The sequence below is a fragment of the Hydrogenophaga sp. PAMC20947 genome, from assembly GCF_004795855.1.
Lineage (GTDB): Bacteria > Pseudomonadota > Gammaproteobacteria > Burkholderiales > Burkholderiaceae_C > Hydrogenophaga.
The window spans coordinates 525,851-541,086 of the sequence record NZ_CP039252.1; the positions used below are offsets into that span (position 1 = coordinate 525,851).

Annotated in this window: 15 protein-coding genes; 6 read left to right on the top strand and 9 right to left on the bottom strand. The window is 63.9% G+C overall.

Annotation, left to right across the window (positions count from 1 at the left end; translation table 11 throughout):
- The first annotated feature begins 36 nt into the window (after positions 1-36).
- Positions 37-222 (top strand): hypothetical protein, encoded by a 186-nt coding sequence (locus E5678_RS02395; RefSeq protein WP_210731969.1) that lies wholly within the window; start codon positions 37-39, stop codon positions 220-222.
- Positions 223-321: 99 nt separating this feature from the next.
- Here the strand turns inward: E5678_RS02395 and E5678_RS02400 are convergent, their stop codons facing one another.
- The 7 genes from E5678_RS02400 to E5678_RS02435 all read right to left on the bottom strand — a co-directional run bounded on the left by E5678_RS02400 (position 322) and on the right by E5678_RS02435 (position 9,184).
- Positions 322-1,287: a pseudouridine synthase gene (locus tag E5678_RS02400; RefSeq protein ID WP_136177049.1), complete on the bottom strand. Its 966-nt coding sequence runs from the start codon at positions 1,285-1,287 to the stop codon at positions 322-324.
- A gap of 53 nt (positions 1,288-1,340) precedes the next feature.
- On the bottom strand, positions 1,341-2,114 hold the full coding sequence (gene trmB, locus E5678_RS02405; protein ID WP_136177050.1) for a tRNA (guanosine(46)-N7)-methyltransferase TrmB: 774 nt from the start codon (positions 2,112-2,114) through the stop codon (positions 1,341-1,343).
- Positions 2,115-2,209: 95 nt separating this feature from the next.
- Complete coding sequence (locus E5678_RS02410; RefSeq protein ID WP_168708470.1) at positions 2,210-3,970, bottom strand: 7TM diverse intracellular signaling domain-containing protein; 1,761 nt, start codon at positions 3,968-3,970, stop codon at positions 2,210-2,212.
- Positions 3,971-3,987: 17 nt separating this feature from the next.
- Positions 3,988-5,340, bottom strand: coding sequence for an oxygenase MpaB family protein (locus E5678_RS02415; RefSeq protein WP_136177052.1), 1,353 nt, complete (start codon positions 5,338-5,340; stop codon positions 3,988-3,990).
- A 97-nt stretch (positions 5,341-5,437) separates the two neighbouring features.
- On the bottom strand, positions 5,438-6,340 hold the full coding sequence (gene gluQRS, locus E5678_RS02420; RefSeq protein WP_136177053.1) for a tRNA glutamyl-Q(34) synthetase GluQRS: 903 nt from the start codon (positions 6,338-6,340) through the stop codon (positions 5,438-5,440).
- Between the two features lie 658 nt (positions 6,341-6,998).
- Complete coding sequence (locus E5678_RS02430; protein ID WP_136180594.1) at positions 6,999-8,051, bottom strand: FAD-dependent oxidoreductase; 1,053 nt, start codon at positions 8,049-8,051, stop codon at positions 6,999-7,001.
- 185 nt (positions 8,052-8,236) lie between these two features.
- On the bottom strand, positions 8,237-9,184 hold the full coding sequence (locus E5678_RS02435; RefSeq protein ID WP_136177055.1) for a LysR family transcriptional regulator: 948 nt from the start codon (positions 9,182-9,184) through the stop codon (positions 8,237-8,239).
- 158 nt (positions 9,185-9,342) lie between these two features.
- Between E5678_RS02435 and E5678_RS02440 the strand changes: the two genes are divergently transcribed.
- Both E5678_RS02440 and E5678_RS02445 read left to right on the top strand, forming a co-directional pair.
- On the top strand, positions 9,343-10,044 hold the full coding sequence (locus E5678_RS02440; RefSeq protein ID WP_136177056.1) for a pirin family protein: 702 nt from the start codon (positions 9,343-9,345) through the stop codon (positions 10,042-10,044).
- 96 nt (positions 10,045-10,140) lie between these two features.
- Positions 10,141-10,695, top strand: a complete 555-nt coding sequence (locus E5678_RS02445; RefSeq protein ID WP_136177057.1) for a flavodoxin family protein — start codon at positions 10,141-10,143, stop codon at positions 10,693-10,695.
- Here E5678_RS02445 and E5678_RS02450 read toward each other — a convergent pair whose 3' ends face one another.
- Complete coding sequence (locus E5678_RS02450; protein WP_136177058.1) at positions 10,696-12,474, bottom strand: monovalent cation:proton antiporter-2 (CPA2) family protein; 1,779 nt, start codon at positions 12,472-12,474, stop codon at positions 10,696-10,698.
- A 26-nt stretch (positions 12,475-12,500) separates the two neighbouring features.
- On the bottom strand, positions 12,501-13,163 hold the full coding sequence (locus E5678_RS02455; protein ID WP_210731970.1) for a phosphatase PAP2 family protein: 663 nt from the start codon (positions 13,161-13,163) through the stop codon (positions 12,501-12,503).
- Positions 13,164-13,429: 266 nt separating this feature from the next.
- Between E5678_RS02455 and E5678_RS02460 the strand changes: the two genes are divergently transcribed.
- Genes E5678_RS02460 through E5678_RS02470 form a run of 3 tightly spaced genes read left to right on the top strand, consistent with a single transcriptional unit; the run spans position 13,430 to position 15,233 of the window.
- On the top strand, positions 13,430-13,675 hold the full coding sequence (locus tag E5678_RS02460) for an acyl carrier protein (protein WP_136177059.1): 246 nt from the start codon (positions 13,430-13,432) through the stop codon (positions 13,673-13,675).
- On the top strand, positions 13,672-14,952 hold the full coding sequence (locus E5678_RS02465) for a beta-ketoacyl-[acyl-carrier-protein] synthase family protein (protein WP_136177060.1): 1,281 nt from the start codon (positions 13,672-13,674) through the stop codon (positions 14,950-14,952). The genes E5678_RS02460 and E5678_RS02465 overlap by 4 nt, the downstream gene beginning before the upstream one ends.
- Positions 14,949-15,233 (top strand): phosphopantetheine-binding protein, encoded by a 285-nt coding sequence (locus tag E5678_RS02470; protein WP_247596886.1) that lies wholly within the window; start codon positions 14,949-14,951, stop codon positions 15,231-15,233. The genes E5678_RS02465 and E5678_RS02470 overlap by 4 nt, the downstream gene beginning before the upstream one ends.
- The last annotated feature ends 3 nt before the right edge of the window (positions 15,234-15,236 follow it).

Consider the following 15,236-nt stretch of genomic DNA (forward strand, 5'->3'; position numbering starts at 1 on the left):
ACGGCTGTGACGCGCTTTGGCCTTGGGTGGCCGCTCATGGCGATGTTGATGCTGGGCAGTTTGAGCGGCTGTGCCGTGGTAGCGGTGGTTGACACCGCTGCCTCGGCGGTGATCGGTGTGGGCGGCCTGGTGGTGGATGCGGCCGTGGGCACGGTGCGCATCGGCGGCAAGGTGGTGGGCGCCGGTGCCGATATGGTGCTGGGCTCCGACAGCGACGAGTGAGTTCAGAGCGGGGCCTGGAGCCCGTTTGCCCTCATGGCAGTAGCTGCATTGTTCGGCCTTGCGGTCCTGCACCACGGTCTGAGGGCGCTCGCTGTTTTCTCACTTTGAATTGAGCCCGGTTTGAGCCGCATCCTTGGGCCACTCCAGGTTTCGCTCGCTCTGAAACGCCCGCACGGCTCCGGTGATCGGATCGGTGAAACCGATGTGCTGGGCCAGCAGCTGCAACGGTTTCGAAAAATCCTCCAGATCGTCGGGTCCGTGCTGCACGGTCGGGTAGAGCTGGTCGCCTGCAATGGGCAGGCCCAGGGCGTTCATGTGAACCCGCAACTGGTGCCGTTTGCCCGTGACGGGTGTCAGTTGATAGCGTGCCCAGTTGCCCCGTTGCTCCAGCAGGTTCACGTGTGTTTCGCTGTTGGGCGTTGAAGTTTCGTCGGCCTCGCACATGCGGTAGAACTCGGTCGGGTGCTCCACCAGGCGGCTTTGGCGGATATGGGGCCAGGTCAGTGCGCAAGTCGCGGCCGCGATGGCCTCGTAGGTTTTGTGCATTTCGTGTCCACTGAACAGCGCATGGTAGGCGCCGCGTTCTGCGGGTTGCACGGCGAACAGCACCAGCCCGGCGGTTTCCCGGTCAATGCGGTGCAAGGGCGCGAGCGCTGGCAGGTTCAGGCGCCGTTGCAGACGCACCAGCAGCGTTTCCTGCACAAATCGCCCGCCCGGCGTCACCGGGAGAAAGTGGGGTTTGTCGGCGACCACCAGGTGCTCATCCTGAAACAGCACGGTTTCCTCGAAGGGCACCGCTTGTTCGTTCGGCAGTTCGCGGTAGTAATAAACGCGGTGCCCCCCTCGAAACGGCTCGGTGGGCAGCAGCGCTTCGCCGTTCTCAGAGAGCACCAGGCCGCGGGCAAATCGCTCGGTCCATCCGTTGTGCGAAACCGCCGGCATTCTGTGGGCCAGGTAGTCCAGCACGGTGGCCCATGGCGCGGGCTTTGTGGTGGGCAGGGCCACGCAGCTGGCGGCCACGCCATGGAGCGCCGGGATATTGGGGTTGCCGGGACTGCGAGACATGCGGTGGGTTCAGGGAGATGGCCGTGAAAGCGGCCTTGTGCCGACCTGAGCCGTCAGACCCGCTGGTAAATCAGATCCCAGACCCCGTGGCCGAGTTTGATGCCGCGGTTCTCGAATTTGGTCAGCGGACGGTAGTCGGGCTTGGGGGCGCAGCCGTGGGGGCCAGGCTCGGCAGCGGTGTTGACCAGCAGCGGCTCGGCCTTCAACACCGCATGCATCTGCTCCGCGTAGGGCTCCCAGTCGGTGGCCAGGTGGAGGTAACCGCCCGGTTTGATGTGGCGCGCCAGGCGGTTCACAAACGGGCCCTGGATCAGGCGGCGCTTGTGGTGACGGCTTTTGTGCCAGGGGTCGGGAAAGAAGATGTGCACCCCGTCCAGGCTTTGTTCGCCGAGCATGTGGTCCAGTACTTCCACCGCATCGTGGCGGAAGATGCGGATGTTCTCGATGCCGTTTTCGCCGATCAGTTTGAGCAGGGAGCCCACGCCCGGCTCATGCACTTCACAGCAGATGAAATTGTCGTCTGGTCGCACCTGGGCGATGTGCGCGGTGGCGCCGCCCATGCCGAAGCCAATTTCCATGAACAGAGGCGCGCTGCGGCCAAACGCCGTTTCGACGTCCAGCGGCTCAGGCTGGTAAGTCAAGAGGTATTTGGGGCCGTGCTGCTGGTAGGCCCTGGCTTGCCCCGGGCCCGTGCGCCCGGCACGCAGCACGTAGCTCTTGATCACCCGCATGTAGGGCTTGTCGCCGTCGGGAGCCCCTGCTGGCGCTGGTGTGGTCTCTTCGGGGGAGGGTGGGGCGGACGAGGGGTTTTCGTGTTCGGCGTTCATGGCAGGGGAGAGAGGTCGACCCCGATTGTAGGCGGGGCCGCGATCTTCACGCCCACGCCCACGCCCACAAAGATGCACAAGGCACCGACCCAGGTTCAGGCGGAGCCAACTGCATGGCCTGGCAAGACGGAGCCTTCGGGCAGGTGCATCACCATCTTTCGGGAATCGGCGCCCAGCAGGTCCAGCGATTTCTCCAGATGCGAGAGCACGCGGCGCTCGTCCGGCGCTTCGGTGTGTTCCAGGATGGCTGCACCTGCGGGCAGCAGGATCGACACCATGCGAAACCGCAAGTCCAGGTCGCCCGGCAATATGGAGGTTCTTTCCAGCCCCTTGACGACAAAGTGCTGGGCGATGAGTTTGATCTGTGGCAAGGCCACGGGGCCTTCAATCAGAATGGTAAACCGGGTATTGGCCATCCGGCAGACCGTGTCCACATCGCGCACCACGCGTGAAAGCTTGGACGCCGCGATCACCAGCGCCCTGTCCCCCACTTCCCGCCCTTCGACCGCCACAATTTCCGCGTGGTTGGCCAGCTCGACGACCAGCACGGCGCATTGGTGCCCATAGCGCTCCGCCCGGCGCATGGCGTCGCGCATGCGCAGCCGGAGCACGGGCATGACGGTCAGGCCCGTCAGGGGATCGGTGCTCTCCAGCGTGCGCAGCCGGGCCCGGTTTTCGTTGAAGTGCTTCGCCCGGTGGTGGAGGATGTAGAGCAGCACCGGGATTTCAATGGCCGAACCGATCAACACACTGTATTGCGTGGCCCAGCTGTCTGTGATCAGGCCTGCCGCGCGCAGGGCGGGGAAAAAGTAGCCTATTTGCAGCGGCAGGAAGCCCAGTGCCAGCCAGCCCGCGTAACGTTCTCCCCGGCGCCAGGCCCAAATGGTCATGACGGGGCCAATCACAACCGTGAGCAGGCCGTAGAGATTGAGAAGCAGCAGTGCAGTGGCGTTGTTCAGGGTTAGGTACACCACCGGGTACAGCAGGCCCACCACAGAGAAAGCCAAAGCCGCTGTCGCCGCTCGCTGGCTGTAGCGAGCGATGGCACACACTTCGGCCACAAACCAGTTGCCGGTAGCGGCCAGCCAGAGCATGAAGACGGCGGGTGAGGCGTTGTTCCACCAGGCCCAGTCTGGCCAGAAAAACAGGCCCCCGATACCCGTGAACGCGAGCTGAAATCCCAGCATGCAGCCCACGTAGACCATGTAGATCACGAACGCACGGTCGCGGTAGAGGCGCGCGTGCACCCATCCCAGGAACATCACCAGCAACCCGAAGCCCAGGTAGCCGCCGAGCATCAGATAGGTCCAGTGGCGCTTGCTTTGAAGATCCGACTGCGAGATGAGGTGGTAGCGCGGGCTCAGCGGGGTGGGCTTGCTGGCCATGCGCAGCCACGCGGTGTAGCCACCGGCACCCACTTCGAACACGGGAGATCGGTCGGGGATGGACCATTGCGCCACCGGCAGTGAGTCGCCCGCCCGGTTGATCTTCCATCCTGCGTTTCCATCGGGCAGGTACAGGTTCACGCTGTCGATGAAGGCTGAAGAATCAAACAGGAGGTGCCAGCGTTCGGTGGGGTCCAGGGGGGGCAAATCCAGCCGCACCCAGAGTGCAGCTTCGCCCAGGCGAAACGCCTGATTCGGTTGCAAGGCTTGAAATTCGGTGGGCGCAAACTGGGCCACCTGCTCGATGGTGGCTTGCCCGGAGGCATCCACCCAGTAAGGGCTTTGCGCCGCGATGTTGTGAGGCGCAGCCCCGGCTGCCGATGCCAGCCCGGGCCACCACAGTGCGATGCTGGCCAGCATCAGCAAAAGGACGAATCGGGCAGGAAAGAACACAGTGGAGCGGATGTGCATGGTTCGAAAGGGCCGCATCAGGTGTTGCGCCAGGGCCCCGCCGTGGTGAAACGGTCTTCAAGGCGGTTGAGCCAGGGCAGCGCATGGGGATCGTCGCTCCATTGGGACACGGTGTCTTGCATGGCATTGATCACGTGGATCGGCAAACGCAGTGGGCGGGTCTGGTCAAGCAGAAATCGGGTGAGCAGGTGGTAGCCGATGATGCGTGTCAGGAGGCGGGAGAGGGAGAACCTGGGGGACACCCAGCGGACCACGGTGTCGATCGCGCGCGTCAAACCCAGGCCGAGCAGGAACACCACCCAGGTGAACCACGGCACCTGCTGGTTTATGCCGACGGACTTCGCTGTTTTCATGCCAATGAGCCACTGGGTCAGCGGCACCGGGATGTGCCGGATCACCGGCAGCTTGATGGCATCGGCCATGGTTTGCATGAGCGCTTGTCCGAGGGCCGGGCGCGGATCGGGTGCTACGCGCTGCTCACGCGCCTGTGCGTGCTGTCGAATGCGCTCGAACAACGCCTGCGCTTCGGCCACCGTGTGCACCATCAGCTCGCGCCGGATTCCCAGCACATGGCCCATGACATTCCAGGTATGCAGATAGGCCTCTTCGTCTTGGGGTGACAAAGGCAGGCCCAGACGGCGCATGCCTTGCAGAAAACTGTAGCTGAAGGTGAGCAGGGTATAGGCCAGTTCCACCTGGTTGCACGGCAGGCCCTGGGTGTCGGTATTCCACCCGTGCGACATCAGGGCTGCGTAAAGGTTGGGCTGAGGCGTGTGGGTGTTCACGGGGGGCATTGCACCGATGACCGAACCGGGATGCCCCCGCAAGATGAGGTGCCGGATGGTCGCGTGAATCAGCCGGACCTTGAGGACCTGGGCCACGCCGGAGCCCTCAGGGCTCAATAGTCCGCCGCGCATCATGACCGGAAACACCATGGCGGCGGTCTGGCGAATGCGGTGCTCGGTGTGCGCTTCCAGCTGGCCCGCAATGTGCAGCACTTCGGCCAGGTCGGGCAGCACGTAGCACTCGGGCAGGCTGGTGCAGAACAGCAGGGTGCACGACAGTGGGCCGTGGTCCATGAACAGCTTTTCGGCTCTGGCCACTTTGGCAGGGTCTGCCCACTCAGGCAGGACCGCACCTTCGGCCAGGTAGTCCTGCAGGGCCTTCACGGTGTGTGGGTCGGTTGCAGCACCTTCGGGCTGCCAGCCGCTCAGCGCGCCATTGGTGGTCCAGCTCGCCATGAGCCGGGTGGCCAGTGTCAGCCCGGTGGTGTCCAGCGGATCATGGGTTGCCATGAAGGCGGCCACGGCGTCATCGGCCAGGGGATCGGCCATCCGTTCCAGCGATTCGATCAGGGGGATGGGGTTCACGCAAGGGTTCCTTGTGTTTCTGGGACGGCGACCGGAGCGATTCCCTCGGCCTCGGCGAGGCAGGTGAATATGTTACAGGTTGTTCGTGCTGGGGCCGTCAAAGTGTTGCCGGGTGTTTGTTCGTTGCCGGTGTACAAGCCCAGTCTTTCAGCCAGGTTTGCAGGCTTTCAGGCACGGTGCCCGGGCAGGACGGTAACCCCAGATGCGCAGCTGCCTGACGGAGCGACCCCGCGGGGTCGTTGAGATCGAGTGCCTGTGCACCGTTTTGCTTGCTGAGCTTTTCACCGTTCTCGCCCAACACCAGGGGAATATGTCGGTAGCGGGGTTGTGGCACCTCCAGCAGCAACTGCAGCACGATCTGACGGGGGGTGTTGTCGAGCAAGTCCTGACCGCGCACGACATGGGTGATGCCTTGATCGGCGTCGTCCACCACCACCGCCAGCTGGTACGCCCACAGGCCGTCGGCGCGTTTGAGCACAAAGTCACCAACGGCCTTGCCCACGTTCTGGTGCTGCGGACCCAGTTGCAGGTCGGTCCAGGTGATATCAGACGGCTCAGGCACGGCCAGACGCCAGGCTCGGGCGGGTTTGCCTTTCAGGCCACCGTTTTCAGGCCTGCAAGTGCCAGGGTAGACGGCTGAGTGGTGTCGATCCGTGTGCAGACCCCGTGATGCCAGGGTCTCTTCGATGTCTTTCCGGGAACACCCACAGGGGTAGGCATGCTGGTGCTGCATCAGGCGGTCAAGTGCGCGCTGGTACATCGATGCCCGTTGCGATTGGTACAGCACCGGCTCATCGCTCACCAGCCCACAGGCTGCCAGTTGTTGACGGATGAGCGCATCGGCGCCAGGGATGCAGCGCGGGGTGTCCACGTCTTCCATGCGCACGATCCAGGTGCCGCCATGGGCGCGTGCATCCAGCCAGCTGGCCAGCGCCGCCACAAGGGAACCCGCGTGCAGCGGGCCTGTGGGGGAGGGGGCAAATCGTCCCCGGTAGTTCATGACAATGCCCCCACGCTCCGCCGCTGCGCGGGTCGCTGCCCCCCGAGGGGGCTGACCTGGCTTGGGGCGGCCCTGCGCTGCGGTCGATGGGCCCCCACGCTCTGCTGCTGCGCGGGTCGCTGCCCCCCGAGGGGGCTGACCTGGCTTGGGGCGGCCCTGCGCTGCGGTCGATGGGCCCCCACGCTCTGCCGCTGCGCGGGTCGCTGCCCCCCGAGGGGGCTGACCTGGCTTGGGGCGGCCCTGCGCTGCGGTCCTGGCACCCCCACGCTCCGCCGCTGCGCGGGTCGCTGCCCCCCGAGGGGGCTGACCTGGCTTGGGGCGGCCCTGCGCTGCGGTCGATGGGCCCCCACGTTCCGCCGCTGCGCGGGTTGCTGCCCCTCGAGGGGGCTGACCTGACTTGGGGCGGCCCTGCGCTGCGGTCGATTGGCCCCCACGTTCCGCCGCTGCGCGGGTTGCTGCCTCTCGAGGGGGCTGACCTGGCTTGGGGCGGCCCTGCGCTGCGGTTGATTGGCCCCCACGCTCCGCCATTGGGTGGGTCGCTGCCCGCGAGGGGGTTGACTTTCTTTGGGCCGGCTCTGCGTTGGGATTGATCGCCCCGCTGAAGAACGAAGATGGCCTGGGTCTGATCCCGCGCCAAAAGGATCGCAGCCTGCGGGACTCACGCCATCGCCAGCGCCAGCTCCAGTCCGGAGACGAAAGCGTCTTCTACGCGGTGGCCCAGGCACCAGTCGCCACACAGGCCGATGCCCAGTTCGGCGTCCAGGATGAAAGGCCGGCCCAGTGGTTTTTGGGTCTGGGCGAAGCGCCAACGGTGCACCACGGCATGGGCCGGGGTCACCCGGATGCCGGTGATTTCGGCGAAACCCTTGAGGAGCTTGGCTTTGACGCGCTCGGCGTCGTCTTCCAGGTGTTTGGCGGACCAGGCAGGGCTGGCCTGGATGGTCCAACGCTCAATGCGTTCACGGCCAGGCTTGCTGTTTTCCCGGGCCAGCCAGCTGATGCGGTGGTGGGTGCTTCGTGCAGCGTTCCACTGGGGCCCAATGTGTGGCAGGTTAGGCTGCATCGCGTTCGGGTAGGCCACCATCAGGGTCCAGCAAGGCGCGACTTGCACCGGCTTGAGTTGCTGGCGCAGTTCGGGCGAGTGGCCCGAGGCCAGCAGCAGATCGTGGGTTTGCAAATGGGGCATGGCCAGCACCACCCGGTCGAAGCCCCCCACAACTTGCTGGCCGCCATCGTCGCCTTCAGCGCGCAACTGCCATTGTTCGGGATTGAGCGCATCGCGCTCGATGAGGGTGACCCGGACGCCGGTGAGTGTGGTGGCCCCCGTGACGTTGTGGCGTTCCGGATAAACCAGGGGCTGGGCCCAGTGGTTCACCAGACCGCTCATGCCCGGCACCGCCACGAAATGGGGCTCGGTGGGCGGTGGTGCGCTGGCGAGCACATGGCCCAGTTCGTCGAGCACCCTCACGGTGCTCACGCTCCAGGCCTTGACCTGGTCTTGCGCGGACAGCAGCACCTGGGCGAATCGTTTATCGCGCACGGTGAAGTACTGTGCGCCATGATCAAAGCCACCGAACTCGGTGCTGCGTGTTGCCATGCGCCCACCAAATCCCTGGCTCTTTTCAATCAGCGTGACACGGTGTCCCGCTTGCAGCAGCGTTCGGGCGCACACCACGCCAGCCATGCCGGCGCCGACCACGGCGATGTGCATGGGCGTTTTCACCGCTGCGGGTTTCTTTCGGGCGGTCGATTTGACCGGGGTTTTTCGCGGGGTTCTGGACGGGGCACTGCTGGGCTTGCTCTTGTTCATGTCTCTTTGCCGGTTGACCTATGTGGGTCTGACTGTATCAGCCCTGACGCGCGCACGAACACAGTGGAAACAAGAAAGTGACGGGCTCAGCTCTGGTGGTGGTTGTGGAGCAAGGCTTCGCGGGTTTTTGCGTGTTGCAGTCGGGCCAGCCACCAGTTGAGGGCGCGACCCCTGTCGCCGGCGTTGCGTGTGTTGCGCCAGGCGTAATTGAGGCGGAAGGGATCTCGGGGTTGCTCCACCGCTTTGACGATCAGACGCCCGGCAGCAATGTAGGGTTGTGCCAAAGGCAATGGCAAGTACCCTGCACCGATGCCTCGAAGCTGGGCTTCAAGTTTGTGCTGCATGGTGGGCACGGTGAGCACGTCCTGCCCTGCAAACAAGTTGTGGGTGATGCCGCTGCCTTGCCGCGCCGTGTCCGCGACAGCCACCGCGCGGTGGCTGCGCATCTCTTCATCGCACAGCGGATGGTCCAGCGCCGCCAGAGGGTGGTGGGGTGCCACTGCGTACACGAATTGCACGGTGCCCAGCAGGGCTGTGTGGATATCAGGTACAGCTTCGGCGGCACCCACACCCAGCGCCAGGTCGGCTTGACCTCGCTGCAAAGCTTCCATGGTGCCCGACAAGGTTTCTGCGCGAATCTTGATGCGGGTGGGCGCACCCTCCGCATAAAAAGCCTCACACAATTCAAACAGGGTGGCCCGCGCGACGATGGCGTCGACCGCCAGCGTGAACTGGGGCTCCCAGCCCGTGGCGACACGCTTGACCCGCTCGGCCACGGCATCCAGCTCCAGCAGCAAGGCCTGGCCAGCCCGAAGCAGCTCTGCCCCCGCCGGTGTCAGTTGGGCGCGGCGCGCGCTGCGATCGAACAGCAAGACGTCCAGGGCATCTTCCACCTGCCGCACGCGGTAGGTCAGCGCGCTCGGCACCATGCCGTATTCCCGTGCAGCAGCGGCCATGCTGCCCAGCCGGTGAATGGCTTCAATCAAGCCCAGGTTTTCCGGGGACAGGGCTGCACGTGAATTGGGCTTGGACATGTATGAAGAGCGGTTGTTTGTTCAATTAATTTGAATGATGCCATCAACCGCGTGCCCCCTAAGTGGGCCTCGACGATTTCACAATGGATCTCAGTCGCTCTGGTTCAGTCACCGGTCTTTCACCGGCAAGCCAGGCGCACCCAGAAGGACTGTTCACCATGATGCACATTCGCCGTTCCGAAGCCCGAGGTTTCGCCGATCATGGCTGGTTGAAGAGCCAGCACTCATTCTCCTTTGCCGATTACCATGATCCGCAGCGGATGGGCTGGGGCAATCTGCGTGTCATCAACGAAGACCGCATCGCTCCGGGCATGGGTTTTGGCGAACATGGCCACAAGGACATGGAAATCATCAGCTACGTGCTGCAGGGCAACCTGGCCCACAAGGACAGCATGGGCAACGTCAAAGGCATTCCCCCCGGCGATGTGCAGCGCATGAGTGCAGGGCAGGGTGTGCGCCACAGCGAGTTCAACCACGCGCCGGACCAGACCACGCATTTCCTGCAGATCTGGATCGAACCCAATGTGCGCGGCATCGCGCCGGGCTACGAACAGAAGACATTTGCCGACGCTGAGAAACAGGGCCAGTTGCGGCTGGTGGCCGCGCCCGATGGCGCTTCGGGGGCGGTCACCATCCATGCCGACGCAGCCCTGTACGCAGGTTTGCTGAACGAAGGCGATGTGGTGAATCTGCCGTTGGACCCTTCGCGCAAGGCCTATGTCCATCTGGTGCGCGGTGCGCTCAGTGTCAACGGTGAGGCCCTGAAGGCGGGTGACGCCGTCGCACTGGCCCACGAGCCTTTGCTGAAGCTGGATGCCGCGGACCAGGCCGAAGTCCTGGTGTTCGACCTCGCGGCTTGAGGCGTTGGCCCGTGCGGCTGCTGCCTGGCAGCCGCTGACTTTTTCGTTTTTTCTCAACCAGCACGTCGACCGATGTGCATCCCTGGAGTCTTCCCTGTGAGCAAGATTGTTGTTGTTTTCCATTCCGGCTACGGCCATACCCAGCGCATGGCCCAGTCGGTGGCCGATGGCGCCAACGCCGAGTTGCTGGCCATCGATGCCGATGGCAACCTGCCAGAAGGCGGCTGGGAGCTGCTGAGCGAGGCCGATGCCATCATCATGGGCAGCCCGACTTACATGGGCTCCGTGAGCTGGCAGTTCAAGAAGTTCGCGGACGCCTCCAGCAAGCCCTGGTTCAGCCAGCAATGGAAAGACAAGCTCTTCGCCGGTTTTACCAACAGCGCCGCCATGAATGGCGACAAGCTGTCCACGTTGAACTACCTGTTCACGCTGGCCATGCAGCACGGCGGCGTGTGGGTGGGCTTGGGCATGTTGCCCAGCAACAGCAAGGCGGCCCAGCGCAACGATGTCAACTATGTGGGTTCGTACAGCGGGGCCATGGCCCAGAGTCCTTCGGATGCGGGCGCCCATGAAATGCTGCCGGGGGATCTGGAAACAGCGCGCCTGTTTGGCGAACGCGTGGCGACCACGACGGCCCGGTTCAAGGCCTGATCAATCGTTTGGCGTGCCCGTTGCGGCGACCGGGCTCAAGGGCTCGGGCGCCAGCATCGCGGATGTGTAGCTGGGATCCGGTTTGACACCTTCACAGACCTGGATCGCCAAACGCGCCTGATCGCGCAAGCGGATGTTGTCAATGACCTCTCGGGCCTCAGTCTCATCCAGCCCGAGGTGCTCCAGGGCTGCGCAGCCGAGCGAAAGGGCCGATTCCAGTGTCTCGCGCATCTGAACGTCGGCGCCGGCCTGGAGCAGCTCGATGGCGTGGTACCGGTCGTAGGCGCGGGCCAGCACGGCGGCCTGCGGGAATTCGCTTTTGACCAGCTCGACAATGTGCTTGCAGGCATCGCGGTCGTCGACGCAAACGAGGACCACCTGTGCATGTTGTGCACCCGAGGCATGCAGGATGTCCAGGCGTGCGCCGTCTCCGTAATACACCTTGTAGCCAAAACGCGCGGCATCCCGAATCCGGTCGGGGTTGTTGTCGATGGTGGACACTTCGTATCCACGCGCCAGCAATCCCTGGCTGGCGATCTGGCCAAAGCGGCCAAAGCCGATCAGCAAAACTTTGCCTTTGAGGTCTTGGGCCGCTTCCGTCTCGTGCATGGACGGCGTTTCGGCCGGCGTCAGTCGTTTGGCCAACAGCAGCACCAGCGGCGTCAGGGCCATGGAGAGAATGATCACGGCCGACAGCAAAGCCTGTGTTGGCGCATCGATGAGGCCTTGTGTTTGTGCGGCTGCGAACAGGACGAAGGCGAATTCCCCGCCCTGAGCAAAGAGCGTCATGCGCGCCAGCGCCACGCGCCGGTTGCTGCCAAAGAGCCGTGCCACAGCGTAAATACCCAGCGCCTTCACCGCCATGTAACCCAGCAGAATGACGATGATGGTGTGCCACTGTTGTGCGACCAGAGCCAGGTCCAGTGACATGCCCACGGCCAGGAAAAATAGCCCCAGCAAGATGCCCTTGAACGGCTCGATGTCGACCTCGATCTGGTGGCGGTAGCTGGAGCCCGAGAGCAACACCCCCGCCATGAAGGCGCCCATGGCCATGGACAAACCGCTGGCCTCCATGAGCAAGGCCGCCCCGAGCACCACCAGCAGGGCACCTGCCGTCATCACTTCACGCACCCGCGACGCGGCGAGCAACGCGAACACCGGGTTGATCACCCACCGGCTGGCCGCGACCAGCAGGCCCACCGCCGCCAAAGCCACGCCCAACGAGCGCCACTCGCTGCCAGGTGTGGCGACATGGTCGGGTGCCAGAAACGCCACCAGAATCAGCAGCGGAACCACGGCCAGGTCTTCCAGCAGCAGGATGGACACCGCCTGCTGTCCCGCGATCGTGTGGGTCTCGCCGCGCTCGTTGAGCACCTGCGCCACCACCGCAGTGGAAGAGAGCACGAAACCTGCAGCGCCGACAAAAGCCACCAGGGGCGAAAGGTTCAGGAGCAGGCCCAGCGCAGTGAGCAGGGCCGTGCACAGCAGCACCTGCGCCAGGCCCAGGCCAAAAATGTCGCGGCGCATGCTCCAAAGCCGTTGCGGGCGCATCTCCAGACCGATGATGAACAGAAACATCACCACGCCCAGCTCTGAGAAATGCAGGATGGCCTGGGGATCGGTGAACAGGCGCACGCCCGAAGGCCCCACCAGCAAGCCCGCCGCAAAATAGGCGAGCACCGAGCCCAGCCCCAATTTTCGGAACAGGGGCACGGCGATCACTGCAGCCGACAGCAGGGTCACGATGGGCCCCAGAGTGGCGGAGACGTTGCTGGACATGGTTTTCCTCGGAAAGGTATTGGGCGTCAGGCCGCGATCGGCGCTTTTCCCCATTGCAAAGACCGCAGAGACAGCCAGGCAAACAGAGTGCCAACCGCCGCTCCGGCGATCACATCCCAGGCCACGTGCTGGCGGGTGGCCATCGTGGACCAGGCGATGGCAGCGCAATGCACCACATTGATCCAGCGCAACCAGGCTGGCGCGTTCACGGTGGTGAGCACCCGGTGCAGCCAGAAGGCGGAAAACACGGCAGAGCCCACGTGCAGGGAGGGCAGGGCGTTGCCCGCTGCGTCCATGCCCTTGATCAGGGAGAGGCCAGGGTAGAGGCTCCAGTCGATGTCCAGGACAGGCGTTTGCGTCGGCACACACCAGAAAATGGCCAGACAGAACAGGCACAGTGCCGAGACCCAGAGGCCGTAGTGCAGCAATGCGCGGAGGTTGGAGATCAGCGCCGGCGCCAGTGACACATACACCCACAGTGAAATGTAAACAGCGAAAGCAGCAGGCGCCAGCGGTACCCAGGCGTCAAGCCACAGGGTGGGCACCACCACAGGTTCCCGCAACGGATGCTCAAGAACCGTGAAGTAAGCCCAAAAGAACAAGGTCATGAACGCGGCGGTGCCCACCATTTTGAGCAGCCAGAGCGTGCCCATGCGGTGCGCTATGGCGCGGGTCCAGTGAGTGGTCATTGTCTGCCCCGATGCAGTGTGAGGGGCAGGGGGGGCGGCGAGAGAATTGCGTATCCAGCGGAAGAGGCCATGGGCGGGCGGTGGCGGGGTGTTGGGTTGGGGAAACCGGGAGTGGCTGACTGTACAATCAACTGCTTAAAAAATACGCAAACGATGCGCCTTCCGGGGCGTTTTCCATGGGGCCTCACGGTTCGGAACCGTCCTTGGGCGTGGCTCGATGCCATTTCCTGGGGATCCGTCCGGCGGCTCACGCTCAAATGTATGCCATGCAATCGATCGAACTGATACGCAACTTTCTGCAGGACCGGCTAGGTGCAGACCCAGAGCAGGTGGTACCCGCCGCTGTGCTGTCCGACCTGGGAGTCGACTCCCTCATGCTCGCTGAACTGATGTTTGAAGCCGAAGACAATCTGGGCATTTCCATCGATTCCAGCGTTGAAATCCCCAAAACCGTGGGTGAGATGCTTCGGTTGCTCGACAGTTTGATGGCCGCCAAAGCTGCTGCTCCATGACGCGCCGCCGTGTGGCTGTCACGGGCCTGGGCGTGGTGAATCCTTATGGTGACGGCGGGGTGCAGGCGTTTTTCGACCACCTGGTCGCAGGCGATTCCGCCATTCGCCTGCTGGTCACGCAAGACAAGCCTCGACCCTTGAACATGCCTTTTGGGCTGTGTGCCTCTTTCGATCCTGAACAGGTCTTGGGCAAGCCCTTGGCCAGCATGATGGAACGGTTTTGCCATCTGGGCGTGGCCGCAGCTTTCGATGCCTGGGCCGATGCGGGCCTGGTGCGCGGCGTCCAGCCCGATGGTCAACGCGATGACTGGGCCTGCCTGTGGGGTACGGCGCTGGGCGGCATTCTTGCGTTTGAAAAAGGCTACCGCGACATGTGGCAAAACGGCCGCGAGCGGCTGTCGCCTCTGGGTGTTGTGATGGGCATGAACAATGCCGTCAATGCCCATGTGTCCATTCAGCTGGGGCTGGGTGGCGCCAGCTCTAGTCACACGGCCGCCTGCGCGTCGGCTTCGGTCGCCATTGGCGAGGCGTTTCGCCGGATCCGTGCCGGTGATGCCCAGGTGGTGATTACAGGCGGATCCGACGCTTCTCATGCCTACGGTGTGGCGCGCGCTTGGGAAGCCATGCGCTTGATTGCTCCGGGTGACGCCGACACCGCGCCCATGGCATGCCGCCCCTTTGCGGCCGACCGCCGAGGGCTGGTGCTGGGTGAAGGTGGCGCGGCGCTGGTGCTGGAAGACTGGGACCACGCGGTGCAACGCGGTGCCCGCATCCACGCGGAAATGGTGGGCTATGGTGCCACCTGCGATCACAGCCACCTGGTGCGCCCGGATGCTGCCGGGCAGGTGCGCGCGATCCGCGGGGCCTTGCTCGATGGTGGCCTGTTGCCTGAGGACATCGGGTATGTCAATGCACACGGCACAGCGACGACGGAGGGGGATCCCACCGAAATTGCGGCACTCAAAATCGTGTTCGCAGAACGTGCCGCCGCCTTGCCGGTGAGCGCCACGAAATCCATGCACGGTCACCTGCTGGGTGCCGGCGGCGCCATTGAGGCGGTGGCCACTGTGATGAGCCTGCGCGAACAGGCGATTCCACCCACGGCGCATTTGGCCGGCCGGGTGGATCCCGCCTGCGAAGGCGTGGATCATGTGTTCGAAGGCCGGCGCGGTGTGCCTTTGCGCGCAGCGCTGTCGAATTCCTTTGCCTTTGGTGGCAGCAATGCGGTGCTGGCCTTTCGCCGCGCAGAAGTCGAACCTCGTGAAGGCCAATCGTGATCGAATTGAATGCGCCAGCTGACCTTGACGAACTGATCCCTGAAGTGGCGGCCTTGATCGTCGAAGCTTTGAATCTCGATGTGGCGTCGGACGAAATCGAACCCGATGGTGCCTTGTATGGCGACACCCTGGGACTCGATTCGATCGACATGCTGGAGATGTCATTGACGGTATCAAGGCGCTACGGATTCCAGCTTCGCTCGGACGGCGAACAGAATCAGTTGGTTTTTGCATCCCTGCGCTCTCTGTGTACTCACATCGCCCAACACCGCACGAAATGAGGG

What these genes read in the sequence shown, in the direction of transcription:
- E5678_RS02465 (WP_136177060.1), top strand. Translation starts at nt 13,672, where the DNA reads ATGACGCGCCGCCGTGTGGCTGTCACGGGCCTGGGCGTGGTGAATCCT.
- E5678_RS02410 (WP_168708470.1), bottom strand. Translation starts at nt 3,970, where the DNA reads ATGCACATCCGCTCCACTGTGTTCTTTCCTGCCCGATTCGTCCTTTTG.
- E5678_RS02440 (WP_136177056.1), top strand. Translation starts at nt 9,343, where the DNA reads ATGATGCACATTCGCCGTTCCGAAGCCCGAGGTTTCGCCGATCATGGC.
- E5678_RS02400 (WP_136177049.1), bottom strand. Translation starts at nt 1,287, where the DNA reads ATGTCTCGCAGTCCCGGCAACCCCAATATCCCGGCGCTCCATGGCGTG.
- E5678_RS02395 (WP_210731969.1), top strand. Translation starts at nt 37, where the DNA reads ATGGCGATGTTGATGCTGGGCAGTTTGAGCGGCTGTGCCGTGGTAGCG.
- trmB (WP_136177050.1), bottom strand. Translation starts at nt 2,114, where the DNA reads ATGAACGCCGAACACGAAAACCCCTCGTCCGCCCCACCCTCCCCCGAA.
- E5678_RS02455 (WP_210731970.1), bottom strand. Translation starts at nt 13,163, where the DNA reads ATGACCACTCACTGGACCCGCGCCATAGCGCACCGCATGGGCACGCTC.
- E5678_RS02430 (WP_136180594.1), bottom strand. Translation starts at nt 8,051, where the DNA reads ATGCACATCGCCGTGGTCGGCGCCGGCATGGCTGGCGTGGTGTGCGCC.
- gluQRS (WP_136177053.1), bottom strand. Translation starts at nt 6,340, where the DNA reads ATGAACTACCGGGGACGATTTGCCCCCTCCCCCACAGGCCCGCTGCAC.
- E5678_RS02460 (WP_136177059.1), top strand. Translation starts at nt 13,430, where the DNA reads ATGCAATCGATCGAACTGATACGCAACTTTCTGCAGGACCGGCTAGGT.
- E5678_RS02435 (WP_136177055.1), bottom strand. Translation starts at nt 9,184, where the DNA reads ATGTCCAAGCCCAATTCACGTGCAGCCCTGTCCCCGGAAAACCTGGGC.
- E5678_RS02450 (WP_136177058.1), bottom strand. Translation starts at nt 12,474, where the DNA reads ATGTCCAGCAACGTCTCCGCCACTCTGGGGCCCATCGTGACCCTGCTG.